The organism is Terrimonas sp., assembly GCF_003075435.1.
GTDB lineage: Bacteria > Bacteroidota > Bacteroidia > Chitinophagales > Chitinophagaceae > Agriterribacter.
Window position 1 is genome coordinate 212,656 of sequence record NZ_QCZJ01000004.1, and the last position, 23,951, is coordinate 236,606.

The 23,951-nt window shown below is 41.6% G+C and carries 19 protein-coding genes; 14 read left to right on the top strand and 5 right to left on the bottom strand.

Features of this window, described 5'->3' with window-relative positions; translation table 11 throughout:
- Nucleotides 1-29 precede the first annotated feature (29 nt).
- The 4 genes from DC498_RS06890 to DC498_RS06905 all read left to right on the top strand — a co-directional run bounded on the left by DC498_RS06890 (nt 30) and on the right by DC498_RS06905 (nt 3,916).
- Nucleotides 30-953 (top strand): UbiA-like polyprenyltransferase, encoded by a 924-nt coding sequence (locus tag DC498_RS06890; protein WP_116873409.1) that lies wholly within the window; start codon nt 30-32, stop codon nt 951-953.
- Between the two features lie 41 nt (nt 954-994).
- Nucleotides 995-2,176 (top strand): CPBP family intramembrane glutamic endopeptidase, encoded by a 1,182-nt coding sequence (locus DC498_RS06895; protein ID WP_116873410.1) that lies wholly within the window; start codon nt 995-997, stop codon nt 2,174-2,176.
- A gap of 56 nt (nt 2,177-2,232) precedes the next feature.
- Entirely contained in the window at nt 2,233-2,655 is a 423-nt protein-coding gene (gene ruvX, locus DC498_RS06900) for a Holliday junction resolvase RuvX (RefSeq protein ID WP_116873484.1), read from the top strand.
- 79 nt (nt 2,656-2,734) lie between these two features.
- Entirely contained in the window at nt 2,735-3,916 is a 1,182-nt protein-coding gene (locus DC498_RS06905) for a M20 metallopeptidase family protein (RefSeq protein ID WP_116873411.1), read from the top strand.
- A 193-nt stretch (nt 3,917-4,109) separates the two neighbouring features.
- Here DC498_RS06905 and DC498_RS06910 read toward each other — a convergent pair whose 3' ends face one another.
- The 4 genes from DC498_RS06910 to DC498_RS06925 form a co-directional block, all read right to left on the bottom strand.
- Complete coding sequence (locus tag DC498_RS06910) at nt 4,110-4,589, bottom strand: hypothetical protein (protein WP_116873412.1); 480 nt, start codon at nt 4,587-4,589, stop codon at nt 4,110-4,112.
- A gap of 5 nt (nt 4,590-4,594) precedes the next feature.
- Entirely contained in the window at nt 4,595-6,442 is a 1,848-nt protein-coding gene (gene aspS / locus DC498_RS06915) for an aspartate--tRNA ligase (protein ID WP_116873413.1), read from the bottom strand.
- Between the two features lie 245 nt (nt 6,443-6,687).
- Nucleotides 6,688-7,206: a DUF7935 family protein gene (locus tag DC498_RS06920; RefSeq protein WP_116873414.1), complete on the bottom strand. Its 519-nt coding sequence runs from the start codon at nt 7,204-7,206 to the stop codon at nt 6,688-6,690.
- 82 nt (nt 7,207-7,288) lie between these two features.
- Nucleotides 7,289-7,789: an Lrp/AsnC family transcriptional regulator gene (locus DC498_RS06925; RefSeq protein ID WP_116873415.1), complete on the bottom strand. Its 501-nt coding sequence runs from the start codon at nt 7,787-7,789 to the stop codon at nt 7,289-7,291.
- Nucleotides 7,790-7,943: 154 nt separating this feature from the next.
- Here DC498_RS06925 and ahcY point away from each other — a divergent pair, with 154 nt between their 5' ends.
- The 10 genes from ahcY to DC498_RS06975 all read left to right on the top strand — a co-directional run bounded on the left by ahcY (nt 7,944) and on the right by DC498_RS06975 (nt 22,808).
- The gene (ahcY, locus tag DC498_RS06930; protein WP_116873416.1) at nt 7,944-9,272 is read left to right on the top strand and encodes an adenosylhomocysteinase; all 1,329 of its coding nucleotides are present in this window, start codon (nt 7,944-7,946) and stop codon (nt 9,270-9,272) included.
- Between the two features lie 265 nt (nt 9,273-9,537).
- Entirely contained in the window at nt 9,538-10,563 is a 1,026-nt protein-coding gene (locus DC498_RS06935) for a hypothetical protein (protein WP_116873417.1), read from the top strand.
- Between the two features lie 22 nt (nt 10,564-10,585).
- A complete protein-coding gene (locus DC498_RS06940) occupies nt 10,586-11,911 on the top strand; it encodes a T9SS type A sorting domain-containing protein (RefSeq protein WP_133176780.1) in 1,326 nt (441 codons plus the stop codon).
- Nucleotides 11,912-12,076: 165 nt separating this feature from the next.
- Nucleotides 12,077-13,705: a nucleoside transporter C-terminal domain-containing protein gene (locus tag DC498_RS06945; protein ID WP_116873419.1), complete on the top strand. Its 1,629-nt coding sequence runs from the start codon at nt 12,077-12,079 to the stop codon at nt 13,703-13,705.
- A gap of 235 nt (nt 13,706-13,940) precedes the next feature.
- Nucleotides 13,941-16,142 (top strand): zinc-dependent metalloprotease, encoded by a 2,202-nt coding sequence (locus DC498_RS06950; RefSeq protein WP_116873420.1) that lies wholly within the window; start codon nt 13,941-13,943, stop codon nt 16,140-16,142.
- A gap of 208 nt (nt 16,143-16,350) precedes the next feature.
- Entirely contained in the window at nt 16,351-17,061 is a 711-nt protein-coding gene (locus tag DC498_RS06955; protein WP_240627904.1) for an NUDIX hydrolase, read from the top strand.
- A gap of 56 nt (nt 17,062-17,117) precedes the next feature.
- Nucleotides 17,118-18,755, top strand: a complete 1,638-nt coding sequence (locus DC498_RS06960) for a ribulokinase (protein WP_116873421.1) — start codon at nt 17,118-17,120, stop codon at nt 18,753-18,755.
- An 86-nt stretch (nt 18,756-18,841) separates the two neighbouring features.
- Nucleotides 18,842-19,537, top strand: a complete 696-nt coding sequence (locus DC498_RS06965) for an L-ribulose-5-phosphate 4-epimerase (RefSeq protein WP_116873422.1) — start codon at nt 18,842-18,844, stop codon at nt 19,535-19,537.
- Nucleotides 19,538-19,572: 35 nt separating this feature from the next.
- On the top strand, nt 19,573-21,075 hold the full coding sequence (araA, locus tag DC498_RS06970) for an L-arabinose isomerase (protein WP_116873423.1): 1,503 nt from the start codon (nt 19,573-19,575) through the stop codon (nt 21,073-21,075).
- A gap of 38 nt (nt 21,076-21,113) precedes the next feature.
- Complete coding sequence (locus tag DC498_RS06975) at nt 21,114-22,808, top strand: sodium:solute symporter family transporter (RefSeq protein ID WP_116873424.1); 1,695 nt, start codon at nt 21,114-21,116, stop codon at nt 22,806-22,808.
- Between the two features lie 466 nt (nt 22,809-23,274).
- On the opposite strand, the gene DC498_RS06980 is transcribed toward DC498_RS06975, so the two are convergent.
- Entirely contained in the window at nt 23,275-23,817 is a 543-nt protein-coding gene (locus DC498_RS06980) for an RNA methyltransferase (RefSeq protein ID WP_240627906.1), read from the bottom strand.
- Between the last annotated feature and the right edge of the window lie 134 nt (nt 23,818-23,951).

Below are 23,951 nucleotides of genomic sequence, written 5' to 3' on the forward strand. Positions count from 1 at the left end.
ATAAATCAACCAATTTGTACATTTGTACGATGTCAACCGTTAAAAATTACCTTTCCCTTATAAAGTTTTCCCATACCATATTTGCAATGCCCTTTGCGATGATCGGTTTTTGCCTGGGCTTTTTTAATCAATCTCCTTTTTCTCACCAGGAAACGTCTGATTACACTATCAGTTGGGGGTGGAGCGAAATGGTTCTATATTCGTACATATTCAAAAAATTATTTCTCGTAGTCCTTTGCATGGTTTTCGCCCGCTCGGCCGCAATGGCATTTAACCGCTATCTTGATAAAAGCTTTGACGCAAAAAACCCCAGGACGGCGATAAGAGAAATTCCGGTGGGAATAATCAAAGCTAACAGCGCGTTGTTGTTCACTATTGTTTGCAGTGTACTTTTTATTGTTACTACATTTTTTATCAATAAGCTTTGTTTTTTTTTAGCACCTGTGGCATTATTGGTTGTGCTGGGGTATAGCTATACCAAAAGATTTACAGCTTTATGTCACCTGGTGTTAGGTTTGGGGTTAAGCCTTGCACCTATCGGCGCTTATCTTGCAGTTGCAAACAGGTTCGATTGGTTGCCTGTTCTGTTTTCCTTTGCTGTGTTATTTTGGGTAAGTGGGTTTGATATTATTTATGCCCTGCAGGATGAAGAGTTTGACAAATCGAACGATCTTCATTCCATACCAGCCGCCCTTGGTAAAACAAGAGCATTAAGGGTTTCAGAGCTACTGCATATATTATCCGCGCTGCTTGTTATAATTGCGGGAATATATGGCAGCTTCGGGTTGTTTTACTGGATGGGTGTAGCGGTTTTTGCCGGTATGCTTATTTACCAGCATTCTATTGTAAAACCCAATGATCTGAGGCGTGTGAATATTGCATTCATGACGGCGAACGGTATTGCAAGTGTTGTGTTTGCTGTGTTTGTGATAGGAGATATGTTTTTGAAATAGCATTGCATATAATTCAACTGATATATTTCTAAACCCTGTTTATGGCTTATCAATCTTCGCTTAAAAGAGCGCTTATTACCGGAGGTATATATACGCTGCTCCTGTCAATGCTTTTCATTTTAATAGCATCAACCTATAGTACTGCGTCAGCAATTTTTCTTGCCCTTCCGTTTTTTGTAATACTGTATTTTATCTTTTTTACACTGGGCAGACCGCAGGTGTCTGGCTGGCTGCGGGAGCGGATGCAGGGAGATATCAGGTATATTATGTTATTCCCGCTTTTATTGATCGTGGTGTATTACGGGTATATCATACTTAATGGTGATAATCCATTTATGGGAACAGTTTTTCTTGTACCGTATCTTTTATTTTTTCCTGTGTTGGTTTTTGCTGTAAAAAACAGCAAGAGCCCGCAAATTAACTGGGTTGATTTCCTTACGTTTGTCCTTTTCTTTTTCCCGGTAACATTGGTAAAAATAAATATTGATGCTGATCTGCCTTACAAAAGCGGCACTTTTGATTCTGTGTACCGTATTGCCGTAATGCTCACCGCGATTTTTGCATTTGTTATCGTCAGGAATCTTGAAGATACAGGCTGTTATCCTGTTTTCAGGTGGAAATACCTTTTTACCACGCTATGGGTTTGGATTGCATTTTACCTTTTTGTTTTTGCCATTGGTTATGGTGTAGATTTTATCAGGTTATCTGCAGATCGTCAACTCAACTACCCTTACATAGAAAAAACAGGTATCCGGTTTATTGCCATTTTTTTGCATACTGCTTTATTTGAGGAGCTGGTTTTTCGTGGATTATTACAAAATATGTTGGGTAAGCGCATTGGGCAGGCGGCTTTCTGGAAAGCCGGGTGGCGCTGGGGTTTAATTATACTTATACCGGTTGCGTTGCTTGCCGGTTACACTTTAAAAGGAGGCATGCATTGGTTTCCTGCGCTTATAACAATGCTGTTGTTTGGAGTTGCTTACGGGTTGGAAAAAAAGCCTGTTGGCAGAATGGGTGATTATACGGCGCTCGCAATCACAAGCGTGATTTTTGGGTTGGTGCATTATCATTCCGGGTCAATCATATTTACCGGATTGGCCTGCATAGGCGGCTGGGCTTACGGATACGTATACCTGAAAACGAAAAATGTTTTTTATTGTGCCTTACTGCATGCTTTGGTAAATACTTCACCACTTATTTTTGGGCTTGAGCTGGCTAAATAATCGGCGCTGGTATGCACCTGCCGGCTTTAAAGTCGCTCAGCTTTGTATATTTGCGCATGGCTCGCATAATGGCTATTGATTACGGACTAAAGCGCACCGGCATCGCTGTTACAGATCCTTTGCAGATCATTGCAAGCGGGTTAACTACAGTTGAATCGCCGCAACTCATTAATTTCCTGACTGGCTATTTTCAGAAAGAAGAAGTAGAAAAGATAATAATAGGTGAACCCAAAAACCTGGATGATTCCGATACGCATGCTACCCCGTTAGTGAAAAAAATAATTGAGCGTATTAAAAAGAGCTTTCCCGCTATACCCGTTGAAACCGTTGATGAACGGTACACTTCAAGTATGGCTAAGCAGGCTATGATTGATATGGGAATGAAAAAAAAGCAACGGCGTGATAAAGGAACTGTTGATGAAATAGCAGCCACCATTATGCTGCAGGAGTATATGCAGAGGAATGGCAGCCTGCTGTGAGTTATGGGCTGCAGTTTATGTTCTTAAACCCCAAACTACAAACCATAAACAATAGCTTTCTCCTCATTATCTTTGTGCAATGTTAAAAGAGAAGATAAAAGCGCTGGCATCGCAATATGCACCTGAATTGATAGCTATACGTCATCATATTCATGCGAATCCCGAATTGAGCTATAAAGAGTTTGAAACATCAAAATTTGTGCAGGATAAATTATCTGCTTTACATATTCCTTTTGAGATAAAAGCAACAACAGGCGTTGTTGGGTTGCTGAAAGGAAAAAATCCTGGTAAAAGGATTATTGCATTACGTGCTGATATGGATGCGTTACCCATAACTGAAGAAAATGATGTGCCTTATAAATCCAGGAACCCCGGCGTAATGCACGCCTGCGGGCATGATGTGCATACTACCTGTTTGTTGGGAGCTGCAAAGATTTTGAATGAAACAAAAAATGATTGGGAAGGAACTATTAAGTTCATTTTTCAACCAGGGGAAGAAAAAAATCCGGGAGGGGCGAGCTTGATGATTAAAGAAGGTGTGCTGGAAAATCCAAAGCCTTCGGCTATATTAGGATTACATGTGCACCCCCAGCTTGAAACAGGAAAATACCGCTTCCGCGGAGGTAAGATAATGGCGAGCGCTGATGAAATATACATCACGATAAAAAGTAAAGGAGGGCATGCCGCTGCTCCGCAACAAACAGCTGATACTATACTTATTGCTGCTCAACTGGTGGTGGCATTGCAGCAGATCATCAGCAGAAACCGGAACCCTTTTTCGCCATCGGTATTATCTATAACATCTTTTCAGGGTGGCTATACCACTAACGTTATTCCGAGCGAAGTGAAGCTGATGGGCACTTTCAGGGCTATGGATGAACAATGGCGTTTTGAAGCGCATACGCTTATCCGTAAGTTGGCTACAGAGCTTGTACATAGCATGGGTGCTGAGATAGATCTTCATATAGATGTAGGCTACCCCACTGTATATAATGACGAAAAGCTTAATACTGTTGTAGAATCCTTTGCTGCAGATTACGCCGGTGCTTCGAATATAGAGGAGTCTGAGTTGAGAATGGGCGCCGAAGATTTCGGTTATTATTCGCAGGTTATTCCCGGTTGTTTTTACAGGCTTGGAGCAGGTAATGTGAGCAAGGGGATAATATCAGGCGTGCACACACCAACTTTTAATATTGATGAGGATGCTATAGAACTTGGTGCGGGTATGATGGCCTGGTTGGGTGCAACGGTGCAAATCTGAAAATCTGAGATTGAATGGCAGGCTGGTCCACAGGGCGAAGCATACCTTAATAAGAGAATCTATATAAGCAAATCATTTAAACTCACTTCTAACATATTTTTGAATAAACGCGGGAAATGAGACAATGATCTTTTAAAATACGCTGCAGGAAAAGCTTTTACATTTTCAGGGAGCCTCTCCTTACGCTCCAATCTCAGATCTTCTTCCCTGCCATATATCCTCTCAATAACTGGAAACTAAGCATCACATTAGCTGCCACACCAATACTGAAGAGGAGAGAGAATATGCCTGTGAATTTGATAGCTGCTACTATATCAAATCCTTCTGGCTTAAAGGGCAATGTAATTTGTTTTGCTGCTTCAGGTGCATTCTGAATGATCATCACTGCGCTCATTATATTCATGATGGCAAAAAACAAAGCCACAAATCCAACCATTCTTAATCCTCCTGATGTCTGGTTGCTCAATGGTATTTCAGGATTAAGTATGCTTTTTCTTAATTGCAGTGTAGCATAACTGTGTAAAACGATTGAGCCTGTAAGTACAACAGACAGGAGCATAGTTAATGCTCCGGCTGACATTAATGTGCCTATCAAACCACCCAGCACCAGTATTCCTGCAATAATTATATTGATCCAGGAAAGGACATTCGTTATTTTTAACGCGGTTTTCATGCGTACTATTTATCTTTTAAAATAATTGAAAGCTCATCCAGTTGTTTATCATCTATTGTTGAAGGAGCATCAAGCATTACATCACGGCCGCTGTTGTTTTTAGGGAAAGCAATAAAATCGCGTATGCTTTCACTGCCACCGAGTATAGCACAAAGCCTGTCGAAGCCAAAAGCAATGCCACCATGCGGAGGAGCGCCATATTCAAATGCCCCTAATAAAAACCCGAATTTGTGAATAGCTTCATCATGACTCATACCCAGCGCCGCAAACATTTTTTCCTGTAATGCTCTCTGGAATATCCTTATAGAGCCACCGCCAATTTCATTTCCGTTCAATACCATATCATAAGCATTCGCTTTGATGTTGGCATAAGGATGCGCAAGGTAATTGGCAGCATCTTTTATTACCGGCGAATTGCTGATCATCGTTGCTATATCAGATGGCTTTGGCGATGTAAACGGATGATGCCTTGCTACCCAACGGCCTGCCTGTCCGCCAGTCAGGTTATCTTCTTCGCTGTATTCAAACAAAGGAAAATCAAGCACCCACAACAATTTAAACTCATCCTCTTTTCTAAGCCCCAGTTTTTTGCCCATTTCCAGTCGTAATTCACTGATAGCCTTACGCGTTCTTTCTTCCGCACCGGCAAGTATCAATATAAGGTCGCCGGCGTTAGCCTGTGCTGCACCGGCTATAGCTTTTAATTGCTCTTCAGTAAAAAACTTATCAAAACTACTTTTATATGTTCCATCAGCATTACATTTTATAAAGGCGAGCCCCTTCATGCCGATCTGTGGTCGTTTAACCCATTCCGTTAGTTCATCTGTTTGTTTGCGGCTGTATTCGCTGCACCCGGGCACTGCTATAGCTACCACAGTCTCGGCTTCATCAAATACTTTAAACCCTGCAGGTAATCCATTTGCTATTGCAGGTGTTTTTGAAGGAAAAGTATATGCAGGAAATTTGAGATTAGCCATCTGCATTCCAAAGCGGATATCGGGCTTGTCATTTCCATATTGCCACATGGCTTCTTCCCAGGTCATGCGTTCAACAGCATCTGTGTAGCTTATACCTTTTACTTCTTTAAAAATGTATTTGATCAGCCCTTCAAACATATTCAATATGTCTTCCTGTTCCACAAAGCTCATTTCACAATCTATCTGTGTAAACTCGGGCTGGCGGTCGGCGCGCAAATCCTCGTCTCTGAAACATTTTACAACCTGGTAATAGCGGTCGTAACCACTCACCATTAATAATTGCTTAAAAGTTTGCGGGCTTTGGGGCAAGGCATAAAATTGTCCCTCATTCATGCGGGAAGGAACCACAAAATCCCTGGCGCCTTCGGGGGTAGATTTAATGAGAAAAGGTGTTTCAATATCCATGAAACCATTTTCATGCAGGTAATTTCTCGCAGCCCTGTTTACCGCATATCGCAGCTCAAGGTTTTGTTTTACCACGTTGCGCCTTAAATCGAGATAACGATATTTCATCCGCAGATCATCACCTCCATCAGTATCATCCTGTATGGTAAATGGCGGGGTAACAGATTTATTTAAAATAGTGAATGATGTAACGGTTATTTCAATATCACCTGTTAGCAGTTGAGGATTTTTACTGCTACGTTCCTTAACGGTTCCGGTTACCTGCAATACAAATTCACGGCCTAAGGGATTGTTTTCAAGTTCCCGGTTTAGTTCTTCTCCAAACAAAAGTTGTGTTATGCCATAACGGTCGCGGAGGTCAACAAAAGTAATAGCGCCAAATTTCCTGATGGTTTGCACCCAGCCTGCCAGTGTAACTGTTTTGCCTGCTTCCTGTATGCTCAATGCTCCACATGTATGTGTTCTGTACATCCTGCTTTTTTTAAGGACAGCAAAGGTAATAAAATAGTAAGTAGTAAGTGGTTGCGGATTGCAGGTTTCGGGTTACATGTTTCGGGTTGCTGCTTACAGGCAGATGGTTCTTTTAAAAGATGATCAGGGATATGCAGATGAACGGAGCGTCGCCTCAAATGTGCAATCAGGGGTATAACGATGGCTTCATAAAAAATAAAACTACCTGCACCTGCTATGTGTATTATACACCGCCGGGTACAACGCTATTTACCTTTCATTATTTTTCCTGCTTCAAACTTCAACGCGTCGAGCACTACAAAATGCAGCGACGTTTTAGGATCGGCGTCGAGCAATTCAAGCATACGTTTACTTAATTCAATACCAGGTGCATTGGCGGGGAGCGTGCCGGCTAACTGGTGAATAATAAAAATATTCTGTTCTTTCAGATTGGTTAATGCTTCCCATACCTGGTTTGATACATATAACTGCTGGGAGAGGTTATATTCATACTCCTGCTTAATGCTTTCAACCAGCAATGATTGATATACGCCTACCTGCATATCGGCAGGAGATATACGGGAGAGCAGGTTTTTTAATGAAATACGTTCGGTTAATATAGTAAGGCGCTCATAAGCCTGCAACTGCAATGCTGAATCGGCAACAGATTTTTTTTCCAGCTCTTTACCAATTTTTATATCAGTTCTGTATGTAAAAAAATACAGGGCAAGAAAACAGATTATAATCACTACAGCAATAATAATAATGGCGGTGTTGCTCAGCATATGTATAGTTTGTTGTTTTTGGTTTGTAGTTTATAGTTGAGGGTTCCCGGTTTGAAGTTTGTAACGATAAACCATAAACGCTTTAATACACCAGCTGGTGCGTTTGTTTTATCACTCCCATCACAAATACGCTCTGCACATTACCTATATTATCCGCTTCACTCAGTTTATTTACATGAAAATTATAATAGTCATCCATGTTTTCTGCCATAACCTTCAGCATAAAATCAAAGTCGCCTGAAATATTATAGCACTCCACCACTTCATTCATTTCCTGGATGGCTTTTATAAACTTAGCCCCGGCTGTTTTATTGTGTTGTTTTAAAGAGACATAGCATATTACCATCAACCCTTTTTTCACCTTTGCATGATCAAGCAGGGTAGCATATTGCTTTATCACACCTGCTTCTTCCATTCGTTTTATTCTTTCATGCACAGGCGTTGTGCTCAGGTGAACGGTGTCTGATATTTCTCTTACGGTAGCCCTCGCATTTTGCTGCAATAGCCTGAGTATCGCCATGTCCTTATCATCCAGCACCGGTGCAGGCAAAGGCAGATTTTCTTTTTGCACGGCTTTTTTCATGTGCAACTATAATTTTGTTCTTTTTAAATAGAAAAAACAGGTATTTGTTCCAAATATACGATCAATGACTAATATTCTGTTCTGTAATTGTAGTTTTGCTGCCTGATTCTTTTATAAAACAGATCTTCTTCAATATTTAAAAAACATTTAAATCATGTCAACAGCATCTAAATCAACTATTGATTTTACGTTGCCTTACAAGGTAAAAGATATTAGCCTGGCAGCCTGGGGCCGCAAAGAGATTAAATTAGCTGAAGCTGAAATGCCCGGGCTGATGGCCATACGCGAAGAATACCGCGCCGCCCAGCCACTTAAAGGCGCAAGAGTAGCTGGTTGTCTTCACATGACCATTCAAACCGCTGTTTTAATTGAAACATTAATTGCCCTGGGCGCTGAAGTAAAATGGAGCTCCTGCAATATATTTTCCACACAGGATCATGCCGCAGCCGCTATCGCTGCCGCAGGCATTGGTGTATATGCATGGAAAGGACAATCCAACGAAGAGGCTGAATGGTGCATTGAGCAAACCTTATTTTTCGGCAGCCCTGACCGCCCGTTGAATATGATCCTTGATGATGGTGGTGATCTTACCAATATTGTATTTGATAAATATCCTGAGCTTATTCAGCATGTAAAAGGATTAAGCGAAGAAACCACTACCGGCGTTCACCGTTTATACGAAAGAATGCAAAAGGGTACATTGCCTATTCCTGCTATCAACGTAAACGACTCTGTTACCAAATCAAAATTTGATAACAAGTACGGTTGTAAAGAAAGTTTAGTGGATTCTATCCGCCGCGCCACTGATGTAATGCTTGCAGGTAAAGTAGCTGTTGTGGGTGGTTATGGTGATGTGGGCAAGGGTTCTGCTGCTTCACTGGCAGGTGCAGGTTGCCGTGTAATCGTTACCGAAATTGATCCTATCTGCGCTTTGCAGGCAGCAATGGATGGTTTTGAAGTGAAGAAAATGATTGATGCGGTTAAAGAAGCTGATATTATTGTAACAGCAAGCGGCTGCCGCGACCTCATAACCGGCGAACACTTTAAACTGATGAAGGATAAAGCTATTGTTTGTAATATAGGCCACTTTGATATTGAAATTGACGTAGCATGGCTGAACAAAAATTACGGCAATACAAAAGATACCATCAAACCGCAGGTAGATTTATATACTATTGACGGCAAAGACATCATCCTGCTGGCTGAAGGCCGCCTGGTTAACCTGGGTTGTGCAACCGGTCACCCAAGCTTTGTAATGAGTAATTCATTTACCAATCAAACGCTTGCCCAGATTGAGTTGTGGACAAATCACAAAAGCTACGAAAACAAGGTATATGTGTTACCAAAACATCTTGATGAAAAAGTAGCCCGTTTACACCTTAAGAAAATTGGCGTTGAGCTGGATGTGTTAACTACTGCACAGTCAGATTATCTCGGCATATCCAAAGAAGGTCCGTTTAAACCTGAACATTACAGGTATTAAAATAAATAGTTTGAATAGTTTAGAAAGCCTCCAAAACAATGGGGGCTTTTTGATGTATGGGTACATTTTTTGGCTTTTTGATTTAATACAGTTAACTTCATTACAAATTATTCCTTAATCCATTTCATATCTTGTAAAGCCTTCTCAAAAAAGGGGAAATCCCTGTTTTTTATCTCTCTTTTTAATATAGTTTCAAATACCCTGTAGAAGACATTCGTCTCTTTCGTGCCTGTTTAATCATTTTTTAAACTTAAAAACTTGCTTTATGAACTACAGGTTTTACACACTGCTTTCCATTTGCTTTTTTTTCATGGTATCTGTTAGCAACGCTAAAATTTTCCGGGTAGGTTATACCGGCCCGCAGGTAACGGGTACGGATTATGCGGATTTCCAGTCAGCACATGATGAAGCCGATCCGGGAGATACATTATTGTTTTACCCGGGTAATACCTATACTGGTAATGCCAGTAAGCCATTGGTATATATGGGGTACGGTTATTTTGTGTCGGGGACTGATGCTAATACAGGGTTACAATTAATTACCGGAAACTTAGGTTTGGTAATTCATCTTTTGGCAGGTAGTGAGGAAAGCAGCTTTGAAGGAATTGGGGATAATAATGGATATCTGCAGCTTTATGTAGATGTTCCTATAAATGATATTACAGTCCGCCGTTGTAATACTGTATATGTGTATTCCAGCATTTCTGGAGATTGCTCCAACTGGCAGATAATACAGAGCTATAATGTTGTAATTCATCCCTCCGGCAATGGTGGGACAACGCGCCTTTTGAATTTAAGAGTAGAGAATTGTCATCTTTCATATTTTGATCTACGCAATTTACCTGCCGGTAGTAGTGGGCAGGTAAGTAATTGTGTAATAAACGGAGGAGTAGATTTAACAGGCGCCAGTATTTATTTTCTGAATAATGTTTGCTATGGTGCATCATTCACGGGTGCAGCGGGAACACTGTTTGAAAATAATCTGTTCGACTTTGCTGAAGGTGCATATGATATTACCGGTGGCACAGACAATCAGTTTAGTGTAGATATGTCTAATGTTTTTGTAGGTTCTACAGGCAACAGCACCGATGGCCAGTGGCAATTAAAAGCCGGCAGCCCGGCTATTGGCGCCGGTGCCGGCGGCACTGATTGCGGTATGTTCGGTGGCACAAATCCTTACCGTTTATCAGGCATTCCATCTATACCGGTATTTTATAAGCTTACCGCGCCAAGCCGCACAGCTACAACCAACCCTTACACTATTACATTTAGTGTTAAGAGTAATAATTAATATCACCATCAATACAAATGCCATGAAAAATTTTTTCTCAAAACATGGGTGGTGGTGTATGTGTTTGCTCGCGGTTTCAGCATTCGGTCAATCCAATATAACAAGGGTTGAATATTTTATAGATGCTGATCCCGGGTATGGAAATGGTACTTCCATCACAATACCTGCCTCGAACAATATAGCTGATCATACATTCGATATTAACCCAGCCATACTCAACCCGGGCGTGCATGTAGTAAGCATTCGTGCTATTGATGCAGATGGAAAGTGGAGTTATAATTACCGCTGGCTTATTATAAAGCCATACGATGATCTTGAAGGACCGGGATCGCTGGTTAATATAACCCGTGTTGAATATTATATTGATGCAGACCCGGGATATGGTAACGGAACTGAAATTACCATATCACCAGGTACCAACCTTGTTGATCAGGCATTTAATATTAATCCTATCTCATTGTCCCAGGGCGTGCATATAGTAGGATTGAGAGCGAGGGATGCTAATGGCAACTGGAGCCATGACAACCGCTGGCTGATCATAAAGCCTTATGATGACCTTGAGGGGCCGGGATCGCAGGGAAATATAGTACACGTGGAGTATTATATTGATACTGATCCTGGTTACGGAAATGCCACCCCCGTAACAATAACCGCAGGAACTGATCTCAGCGATATTCAGTTAAATGTAAATTCCGGAGCTCTAACAGCAGGAGATCATGTGCTTGCTATTCGTTCTTTAGATGCCAATGGCCGCTGGAGTCACGATAATTTGTGGGAATTTGAAGTTTCATCAACATTGCCTGTAGACTTATTGAATTTTGGAGCAAGGTATACCAATGACGTTGTTGTACTGGATTGGAAAACCGCTTCAGAACAAAATGCATCTCATTTTATAGTGGAACGTAGTGACAATGGTATTTCATTTATACCGGTTGGTAAAGTGGCAGCTTCCGGAAGCAGTAATGCGGTAAGGAATTATTCATTTAATGATGAAACAGCTATAGGTACCGGCTCATTAAAATTATACTACCGGTTAAAACAGGTAGATTTAGACGAAAAGTTTGAATACAGTAAAATAGTCAGTGTAACGCTTCCCGAACAGGCATTGTTCACTGTTGGTCCTAACCCGGCTGCGAATAATATCAGTTTGCGGTATAGAGTTTCAAACAACAGCGGCAGGGCTTTGGTACAAATTAGCGATATGAATGGTAAAAAAGTTGTTGAACAAAGTATTTCCGCGGGAACAAATATGCACACTATAAATATAGTAAACCTGGCAAAGGGGGCTTATATACTTACATTAATTGATAAAGAAGCAAGATTTACAAAACGTTTTGTAAAACAATAAAACAGCATTGTATCATTATTCCGCTGTCTGCAGATTCAAAATAGCAGGCAGCGGTTTTTTATTTTACACCTGTGAATCGTCTTAAACTTTTCATCGTTTAAACATTACTCACTCCCTTCAAATCCGTATATTGCCTGTAAAATTCCGCAATAAACCAACTAATTCATGACATCCCATTTTGAAAACATCAGTCGTGGCGCTTTGGGCATGTGTTTTTTAATACTCGTTTGTTATTTACTCAGCAATAATAAAAAAGCAATAAACTGGAAACTGGTAGGCATCGGTATTTTTGCACAGGTAATGTTTGCGATGGGAGTGCTCAATACCAAAATTGCAGGGCAGCCTGTATTTTGGGTGTTGTTCGGTGCCATATTGCTGTATATCATCTTTAATAAATTACAACGTATTGTAAAAAGTACAGAACCGTTTAACTACAATGGCATCGCATTGGCCATAGCCTGGCAACTCATCTTTTTTTTCGGAATGATAAGAAGCACAAGCTTTGCTAATACAGGTATGGCCATTTTACTGAGCATTGCCGGTATAGCTTTTATCATAAAGTTTTTAAAGCGCAACACCGAATTATTAAAATGGTCAATACTGGCAAACGCGGTCATTCTTTGTATTTCCATCTATACCGGAATATGCAATCCCGACATCTTTAAAGTCTTTCTTGGAGGCGTATCGTCTGCTTTTGTGGAGCTGCTTAACCTGAGCCACAAGGGAACTGAGTTTTTATTTGGCAGCATTGCAGACGACAAACAGAGTTGGGGTTATATTTTTGCAGTACAGGTATTGCCTAATATAATTTTCTTTGCCGCGCTTTCTTCAATCCTTTATTACCTTGGCATTCTTCAGAAAATTGTATATGTTTTCGCCTACCTGCTTAATAAGATGAATATTTCCGGCGCGGAAAGTCTATCAACAGCAGCTAATATTTTTCTCGGGCAAACAGAAGCGCCATTAATGATCCGCCCCTACCTCGAGAAAATGACACGCAGTGAAATACTCTGTATAATGGTTGGGGGGATGGCCAATACAGCCGGAAGCGTGCTGGCTGCCTATGTAGGCTTTTTAGGCGGTTCGGATCCTGCACAGCAAAATTATTTCGCATTGCATATGCTCAGCCAGTCTATTATGAGTGCGCCGGCCGCTATTGTATGCTCAAAACTGCTTTTCCCACAGGCACATAGCGAAGAAGTATCCAAAGACTTAACTATACCCAAAGAAAAATTAGGTGATAATTTTTTAGACGCTTTATCGCTTGGTACTACTGACGGATTGAAACTGGCTGTGAACGTTGGAGCTATGCTGATTGTATTTACCGCCATGATGTATGTGGTAAATGCCCTGCTTGGCTGGGCAGGCAATATCACTAATGTCAATGCACAAATTGCAGCGGCTACAGGAGGGCGTTATAATGAACTTTCTTTACAAATGATATTCGGCTACGTATTTGCACCTGTTGCCTGGTTGATTGGGGTTGCAAAAGCGGATATGGTTGCCATAGGTCAATTATTGGGAGAAAAAACGATCCTGAACGAATTTGTGGCCTATATTTCCCTGGGTAAAATGAAAGCTGGCAATGTAATTACCGACCCTAAATCATTGCTGATTGCAACTTATGCGCTTTGCGGTTTTGCCAATTTTGCTTCCATTGGTATTCAGATTGGAGGTATAAGTCAACTGGCGCCCAACCAGCGCAGGAACCTAACGGAATTAGGCGTAAAAGCTTTGATAGGCGGAACTATTGCCTGCCTTATGTGCGGATGTATTGCGGGAATGCTGATGTAGATGTGGGCTGTCAGCTGTCAGCCTTCAGCCTTAAAGCTCACAGCCTGCTGTTTTTGTAAACCTGTAAGATGCTGTGTTTATAATCTTAAAGGGTTGCCGCCTGGCTACGCAGCGTTCAAATCTTATAGATTTCGCCGGGTTAATGGCTGAAAGCTGAAAGCTGACCACCAATTTTCTGTATAATTGCATTATTATCCTGCTGCTATAAGAAAATGAAATAGTTAAACTTTTTTTTGTGAATAGAACTTTTATATTACGCTATATAATACCACTGCTTTTTTGTTTTGGCTGGTATGCTGCATCATCCCAGGATAACAGCATAAGATATCGCGGCTGCGTTACCGGCGATGTGATGGAAAAATATTTTCAAAAACACCCGCAGGAAAAAATTGCTTTTGAAAAACGGCAACAGGATTTTCAAAAAAAATATGAACTGGTAAGAAAGCAACGGCAGGGTTTGCAGGCGCAGCAAAGAGTGAATGCTACAGTTACTATTCCTGTTATTGTGCATATTTTAATGGAAGATCCCTCACAGGTTACCGACGACCAGGTACAAAGCCAGCTTGATGTACTGAATGCTGATTATGCCGGACTAAATGCAGATTCCGTTAATATACCTGCTGCCTTTAAATCAAGATTTGGCAAGAGCGAACTGCGGTTTTGCCTTGCACAACGCACGCCGCAAGGGGCACCTGCCACCGGTATTGAAAGGATAACTTCTGTTACCAAATCGCTACCGGGCGAAAATGACCCGGTGAAATACTCGGCAATGGGAGGCGTTGATGCCTGGGATGTAAATAAGTATCTCAATATATGGGTGTGTGAAATGGATGATGAGAATGATCTTGGCTACACATTTATGCCCGGTCTTGGTATTGCTGCCGGAGAAAGAGGATTTGTAACAGCTTACCATGCATTTGGAACAATAGGCTCTGCAAGAGCTCCCTTTAATAAAGGCAGAACCGCTACACATGAAATAGGGCATTTTTTTAATCTTTCGCATATCTGGGGTGCTAACAGTTGTAATGTTGAATCTTGTAGTGATTCGGATAACGTTGATGATACTCCAAACCAGTATGTATGTTTTTTTGGAACTCCCGAGTATCCTAAAACAGATAACTGCACTGCTGCAGCTCCGGGTGTTATGTTTATGAATTATATGGATTATGTAGATGACGCGGCGATGTGCCTTTTCACTATTGGGCAGACAGACAGGATGGCTTCAGCAATGAATTCTTTTGCTGAGTTAACGCCGCTTCTGTCTTCCAATGGTTGTGTTCCGCCATTATTATATAGTAATGATGTGGAAGTACAACGTATAGCTTCTCCTGATAATATCATTCTCAATTGCGCAACTTCATTTACACCCCAATTGCATATTAAAAATATTGGAAGCGCAACCTTAACCTCTGTAAATATTAATACGGTTGTAGACGGGCAGGCTCCATCTGTAAAAACAGTTACGCTTTCATTACCGTCATTACAAACGACTACCATTTCAGGAGATGCGGTTGCAGTCAGCGCAGGTCATCATTCCATAAAAATATATACTACCCTGCCCAATGGCTCGGCAGATCAGTTTGTGGCTAATGATACCGCTACCAGCATCTTTTCTGTAACAGGAAACGCAGGCACTCCTTTATCTGAAGGTTTTGAATCAACCGCAATGCCTCCGCAGGATTGGGGTATAGGAAATACCAGCGATATAAAAGAATATAACCCGGTAAGGGTAACCGGCGTTTCGCATTCAGGTAATGCATCAGTTAAGTTTGATAACTATCATTACCAGTTATTTGGTAAAAACGCTATACTTAACAGCCCGGAACTGGCTATTCCTATCGCAGCGGATTCCGTAAAAGTAACCTTTTGGCGGGCTGCCGCCAAGGCTTCTTTGGCCAGCAACGATTCTCTTGTTGTTGAATATTCAACAGACTGTGGTCAAACTTTTGTAGCTGCATATAAAAAAGGCGGTAATGATCTGAAAACAAAAGCAGATAATACCAGCGCAGATTATGTGCCTGCTGCAAGCGAATGGGTTGCCGACACACTCGACCTGTCTCCCTATATAGCAGGTAAATTTGATAAGGTGATGGTAAGGTTCAGGATTATCAATGGCTATGGCAATAATGTTTACCTGGATGATATACGCATCTACAGCGTTACGCTTCCCCCTGCGCTTAAGCAAAAAGGATATATACTCACGCCCAATCCCACTACGGGATCATTGGTTTTACAGCATTACAATGCTTCCACACCGCTAAAAGCCATAGCTGTGTTCAGCAGCATAGGGCAAATGGTATGGAAAGCGGAATATGAAAATGCCGGCACGTCTAATTATATTTCTATAAACCTAAGGAACGTTTCGCGGGGCATTTATTTTGTGAAACTGGTATATAGCGATAAAACGATTGTTGAAAAAATACTCAAAATAGATTAACTCCTTCTGCCGGGTAAATTCCAGGTTTTCGCTGGTTAGTGGATATGTCAGCCAGGTCGGCGCCGTGACTGCATGTCTACGCCTGCTTTCAGCGCAGAAGTCTGAATTCCTCCCCTCTGCGTTGCCGAAACATTATTCAATAGATTTATATAATTTGATAAAACTCTATATTTGGTGAATTATTTTGCCCTTGTAAAACCCACATTTAATGAAGCTGAATTATTATTCTCACAAAAACAAAATGCTCGTTGCGGTTGATTGCATCATTTTTGGTTTTGATGGATCGCAGCTGAATGTGCTTCTTATTAAACGCGGGTTTGAACCTGAAAGAGGTAAATGGAGTTTGATGGGCGGATTTGTGCATAAAGACGAAACCGCAGAAGCTGCTGCAGCCAGGGTACTTAAAATACTCACAGGATTAAGTGATGTATACATGGAGCAACTGCATGCCTTCACAGATATAAACCGCGATCCGATTGAAAGAACGATATCACTTGTATTTTCAAGTTTGATTGATATTAACCAGTATAAGGAGCAACTGAGTGATGATTATGAAGCACACTGGTTTCCAATAAATGAAATGCCCCAGCTTATTTTCGATCACCAGAAAATGGTGGAAATGGCAAAACAGAAGCTCAGGTATAAAGCTGCTTTCCATCCTATAGTATTTGAACTGTTGCCTGAAAAATTCACGTTGCCGCAACTGCAGATATTGTATGAGGGCATTTATAACCAGCTTATGGATAAAAGAAATTTCAGCCGTAAAATTCTCTCCACGGGCCTGCTCGTTAAGCAAAAAGATAAAGAGAAAGCCAGCTCCAAACGAGGAGCTTTTTACTTTAAGCTTGATAAACGGAAATACCAGGCAAAACTCAATGCCTTCCTTAATTTTATCCCCAACCCGGATAATCTCAATTAAAATAATGTGAAATTTGAAATAATAAGTGTTAATTTGACACCGATTTTCAAAAAATTATGCCACAAGATTGCTTTGTTATAGGAGTGGATTACGGTACTGATTCCGTACGCTCCGTTATTGTAAATGCTGCTAATGGTAATGAAATCAGCTCTTCTGTTTTTTATTATCCCCGCTGGAAGGATGGCTTGTATTGCGATCCTCTAACCAACCAGTTTCGTCAGCATCCGCTGGATTATGTGGAAGGGCTGGAACATACCATCAAATCCTGCATTAACCAGGCCGGCGCCACTGTAGCTGAAAATATAAAAGCTATTTCGGTTGATACCACAGGGTCAACACCGGTAGCGGTTGATAAAACAGGTACACCCCTGGCTATGCTTTCCGCGTTTCAAAATAATCCCAATGCAATGTTTGTATTGTGGAAAGATCATACAGCTACCGGAGAGGCTGCCCAAATTAACGCGCATGCTGAAAAATTTGCTACCAATTACCTGCAGTTTGTAGGTGGTATATACTCCTCAGAATGGTTTTGGGCAAAACTGCTGCATGTTCTGCGGGCAGATAAAGAAGTAAGAGAAGCCTGCTACTCCTGGGTAGAACATTGCGACTGGATCCCGTTCCTGCTAACAGGAGGCACAGATGTACACAAGGTGAAAAGAGGCGTTTGCTCAGCAGGCCATAAAGCGCTTTGGGCTGCTGCATTTAACGGTTTGCCGCCCAATAATTTCTTTTCATCACTAGATCCGTTATTAGATGGATTTACTTCAAGACTTTTTACCGATACGTATACTGCAGACCAGGCAGCCGGAACCATTTCAGCGGAATGGTCGCAACGACTTGGCCTGCCCAAAGGCGTAGTGATAGGTGTTGGCGCTTTTGATGCACATATGGGTGCCGTTGGCGGACAGATTGAACCATACCATCTCAGCAGGGTGATGGGCACTTCTACCTGCGATATGCTGGTAGCGCCGGTTGATGAAGTGAAAGACATTCTTGTAAACGGCATTTGCGGCCAGGTTCCAGGTTCAATTATTCCCGGCATGATGGGGCTCGAAGCCGGGCAAAGCGCATTTGGCGATGTATTTGCCTGGTTTAAAAATATATTAAGCTGGCCGATACAAAAGTTTATTACAGATGAAACACAAAGAAATGCCGCTACTGAAAAGATCATCGCTGCGTTGAGTGAAGAAGCCGCTAAGCTTCCATTGAATGAAAAAGATGAACTGGCAATAGACTGGCTGAATGGGAGAAGAACACCCGATGCCAACCAGTTACTGAAAGGCGCAATAACACAATTAAATCTGGGTACAGATGCGCCACGTATATTTAAAGCATTGAATGAAGCCATTTGTTTTGGCGCAAGAGCAATCATTGAACGATTTATTGACCAGGGTATTCCGGTAAAAGGTTTGATAGGACTGGGAGGTGTTGCACGCAAATCACCATTCACTATGCAAACCCTGGCAGATATTGCCAATATGCAGATACGCATTCATAAATCTGAACAAACCTGTGCCATTGGCGCCGCTATGTTTGCGGCAACAGCCGCAGGTATATATAGTAAAGTGGAAGATGCTATGCAGGCAATGGGACAGGGATTTGATAAAGTGTATACACCTGATGCAACAAAAGTGGAGATATATAACAAACGCTACAAGGCGTATAAAAAGCTTGGAAAATTTTTGGAGCTATGAATGGTCACATATCAGCTATCAGCAAAGCATTGGCCGCTGATGGCTGATGGCTGAATGCTGATAGCTGACCGCTAAAAACCAACATCATGAACTACAATCATATACGCGAAGCAGCTTACAAGGCAAACATGCAATTGCCGGAGCTGGGATTGGTGCTTTTTACTTTTGGTAATGTAAGCGCTGTTGACAGAACGCTTGGTGTGTTTGCTATTAAACCAAGTGGTGTTCCTTATAATGAGCTATCACCTGCCAAAATGGTGATTGTGGATTTTGATGGCAATACAGTGGAGGGCAATCTACGTCCTTCTTCAGATACATTAACACATGCTGTATTGTATAAACATTGGATAAATATCGGGGGTATTGTTCATACCCATTCCACATACGCTACGGCATGGGCACAATCGCAAAGAGATATTCCTATTTTCGGCACAACACATGCTGATCATAATACCGTTGATATTCCCTGTGCACCACCCATGGACGATGAAATGATAAAAGGCAATTATGAATATGAAACGGGTTTCCAGATCATGAACTGTTTTAAAGAAAAGGAATTGAATTATGAAGAAGTGGAAATGATACTGGTTGGCAATCATGCGCCTTTTACCTGGGGCAAAACACCGGAAAAGGCAGTATACAACAGCGCGGTACTGGAAAGCATTGCACAGATGGCTTATCTCACCGGGCAAATCAATCCTAAAGCGCCGAGACTGAAAAATGCGCTCATTAAAAAACATTTTGAACGCAAACATGGCCCGGATAGTTATTACGGTCAATAGTATTTTATATATTTTATCTAAGACTATATCACTATATGAAAGATTTCAGCACACACGAAGTTTGGTTTATTACAGGAAGTCAGCATTTGTATGGAGAAGAAACCTTACAGCAGGTAGCCACACATGCGCAAACCATCGCCGCCTATTTAGATAAATCCCCTATAATACCGGTAAATATTGTTTGGAAGCCAACCGTAAAAACACCGGAAGAAATATACGCGGTTTGCCAGGAAGCCAATGCTGCTAAAAATTGTATAGGTATCATTGCGTGGATGCATACATTTTCGCCGGCTAAAATGTGGATCAATGGTTTAAAGATCCTGCATAAACCTTTATTGCATTTACATACACAATTTAACCGCGATATTCCCTGGAGTGATATTGATATGGACTTTATGAACCTGAACCAGAGTGCACATGGCGACAGGGAATTTGGCTTTATGGTGAGCCGTATGCGTATCAACCGTAAAGTGGTTGTTGGTTATTGGCAGGATACTGAAGTGCTGGATGATATAATTGTATGGGTTCGCGCTGCCGCCGGCTGGAACGACTGGCAGGGTGCAAAATTTGTACGCTTTGGTGATAATATGCGATACGTTGCTGTTACCGATGGCGATAAAGTAGAAGCAGAATATAAATTCGGTTACGCTGTAAATACACATGGCATTGGCGATCTTGTTCGTGTGATCGATGCCGTTAGTGATAAGGCTATTGATGACCTGGTAAGCGAATACCAGGATAGTTATACACTGGCAAAATCATTAACCAGGGGAAGTGAGCAGCACCAATCCTTACGTGAAGCAGCTAAAATTGAATTGGGGTTAAGATCATTTTTGAAAGATGGGAATTTCAAAGGGTTTTCAGATACGTTCGAGGACCTGCATGGCATGGTGCAATTGCCCGGACTGGCGGTACAACGTTTAATGGCAGATGGCTATGGCTTTGCCGGTGAAGGCGACTGGAAAACCGCGGCGCTGGTAAGAGCAATGAAAACAATGGCAACAGGCTTAAAAGGCGGTAACTCATTCATGGAAGATTATACTTATCATTTTGATCCTGCCAACTCCCTGGTATTAGGTTCTCACATGCTTGAAATTTGTCCATCCATTGCTAACGGAAAACCAAGCTGTGAAATACATGCATTAGGTATTGGCGGAAAGGCAGATCCTGTAAGGCTGGTGTTTAACTCCGGCGCCGGTGCGGCTATTAATGCTTCTGTAGTTGATATGGGCAACCGTTTCCGTTTGCTGGTGAATGAAGTGGAAGCAGTAGCGCCCGTGAATGACTTGCCAAAGTTGCCAGTGGCCAGGGTTTTATGGAAACCGTATCCTGATATGAAAACGGGTTGCGCCGCATGGATATTAGCCGGCGGGGCGCATCATACGTGCTATAGCCAAAACTTAACTGCAGCGCACTTGCAGGATTTTGCTGAAATGGCCGGAATTGAATTTGTTCTTATCGGTAAAAACACTAATCTTTATCAATTCAAAAACGAATTGCGCTGGAGCGATGTATATTACCAACTCAATAAAGCTTAATTCAATATATCAACATTTTTAAAACTGATTGACTTGTTATGAAAAATGGACTGCTGCTTCCTGATTACCTCGTGTTCTTTATTTACTTCATAATTGTTGCTTCCTATGGATACTGGATTTACCAGCGAAAGAAAAAGGCACAGGTGGATACTCACGACTTTTTTCTTGCAGAAGGCTCTCTAACCTGGTGGGCAATCGGCGCTTCCCTTATCGCATCAAATATTTCCGCCGAACAGTTTATAGGTATGAGTGGCGACGGTTTTTTTGCAGGCGTGGCTATTGCCGCTTATGAATGGATAGCAGCCCTTGCACTTATTATCATTGCTGTTTGGTTTATGCCGGTATATCTTAAAAACAAGATATACACAATGCCGCAGTTTTTAAAAACTAGGTATAATGAAAGTGTCTCTCTGATCATGGCGATATTCTGGTTGTTCCTGTATGTGTTTGTTAATCTTACTTCTATATTATATCTCGGCGCCTTAGCCATTAACGGGTTGCTTGGTGGCGGGTACCTCCATTTGATCATGGTATTATTATCCATCTTCGCCATCATTATTACGTTGGGAGGAATGAAGGTGATAGGATATACGGATGTAATACAGGTATCTGTGTTGATTATTGGTGGTTTGGCTACCACCCTGCTTGCATTAAATATTGTGAGCGATAAAGTTGGAACAGGCGCCGGCATATTCGATGGCTTTAATACATTATTGAAAGATGCGCCAGAGCATTTTCATATGATATTTGATAAGCCAACACCTGAATCATCCCAGATTGAAATTGATAAATATCTTATTCTTCCCGGTATTGCCATGTATTTTGCAGGTCAGTGGATTGTGAACCTTAATTATTGGGGATGTAACCAATACATTACACAGCGTGCATTGGGCGCTGATTTAAAAACCGCACGTACAGGTATTTTATTCGCAGGTATGCTTAAGCTGATGATGCCGATTATTGTAATGTTACCTGGGATAGCGGCGTATGTATTGCATAAGAATGGTCATCTTCCCCAGTTGACAGGCGGGAAAGATGGCGCTTATTCAGCCATGTTAAGCTTTTTGCCAACGGGTTTAAAAGGGCTTTCTGTTGCGGCGCTTACTGCTGCTATAGTAGCTTCGCTGGCAGGTAAAGCAAACAGTATATCTACCATTTTCACGCTCGATATCTATAAAAAATATATTAAGAAAGAAGCTGACGAAAAGAAACTGGTTTGGATAGGACGGGTAACCATCATAGCATCTATGGTAATTGCTATTTTATTTACCTGGAATGATTTACTGGGTATTGGCGGCGAAGGCGGATTTACATTTATCCAGAAATATACCGGTTTTATCAGCCCTGGTGTATTCGCAATGTTCATACTCGGTATGTTCTGGAAAAGAACAACCGGTGCTGCTGCTATTGCCGGTTTAATTACAGGATTGGTAATGGCAATTATTTTCAATAACTATGCACCACAGTGGTTTGGCAATGAAACATTATTGTATACCGCCTTCCCAACAATGGAAAACGGCGTGCAGGTATGGCGTATCCCATTCCTTATCTGTATGGGTTGGGCATTTGTGTTTACCGTAATTGTGATGGTGGTATTCAGTCTTGCAGGTACTAAAATAAATCCAAAAGCATTTGCATTGGATAAGCAAATGTTCAAGCTCCAACCTTCCATACTTACCATGATCGTAATTATGCTGTTGATCCTGGTTGCGCTGTATGCGAAGTTCTGGTAGAGGTACCACAAAACACACAAAGAAGGCACAAAAGGCACAAAAACACCAGGGATTTAGCTTTTAGAAAACCTAAAACAAATTGCAGCAGTTACAAGAGATTGCTTCGCCCGCCGCAATATGCCTTCAACTCAAATCTTCATGCGGGCGGGCTCGCAAAGACGCGGGAGTGTTTGAGTTTTGCAGTCAGCGTTAAAGCAAGGTTTGTAATTGCTCAACATCCCGGACAATACTATCAGTACTGAATCAAAGTGTAAAGCTATTCAGTCTTTCAGTCGTCCTTGCGAGCCCGCCTCAACCACTTATAAATATCAGGTTGATATGCGGGCGAATCTCAGTTCTTTTGTCTGGCTCCTTTTATTACTTAAGTATATATATTTATCTTTTAAGGTTAAAGTATCTTTTTAAAACGAAATCCCTGACAAAAACACTTTGTGTCCCTTTGTGCAATTCCACAAAACCACAATAATCACTTCAACTTAAATTCCTTTGTCAGCTCCCACAATACTATGCCTGCGGCAACAGATATATTCAGGGAATGTTTCATACCCATCTGAGGAATTTCAATGCAACCATCACAAAGTTTCAGCACTTCGGCGTCAACGCCACTAACTTCATTGCCAAATATAACAGCAGCTTTTTCCTTCTCCGGCAAGTGAAGGGTTGAAATTTTGTCGAGTAATATACTGCCTTCAACCTGTTCAACAGCCCATATACGATAACCGGTAGCTTTTAGTTCCTGTACCGCTTCTGTTGTTGTATTGTAATATTTCCAATGCACGGTTTCTGTGGCGCCCAAAGCTGTTTTCTGTATATCCCTGTGGGGTGGCTTAGGCGTGTAGCCGCATAAATAAACACCTTCAATAAGAAATGCATCTGCCGTTCGGAATACGCTGCCCACATTGTGCATGCTGCGCACATTATCTAACACAGCAATTACAGGCGTTTTATCAGAAGCCTTAAATGCTTCCACCGATTTTCGGTTAAGTTCGTCCATGGTTAATTTGCGCATAGCGCAAAGAAAGTAAAAGTTTTAATGCGGAAAACTGTGGTATACTCAGCCTGCTGCACGAATGCTGCTCAATGATATACAGTACAAGCGAGCGTGGCAAGGAACGATGCTACCTGCACTGTGGCCGGCTACAT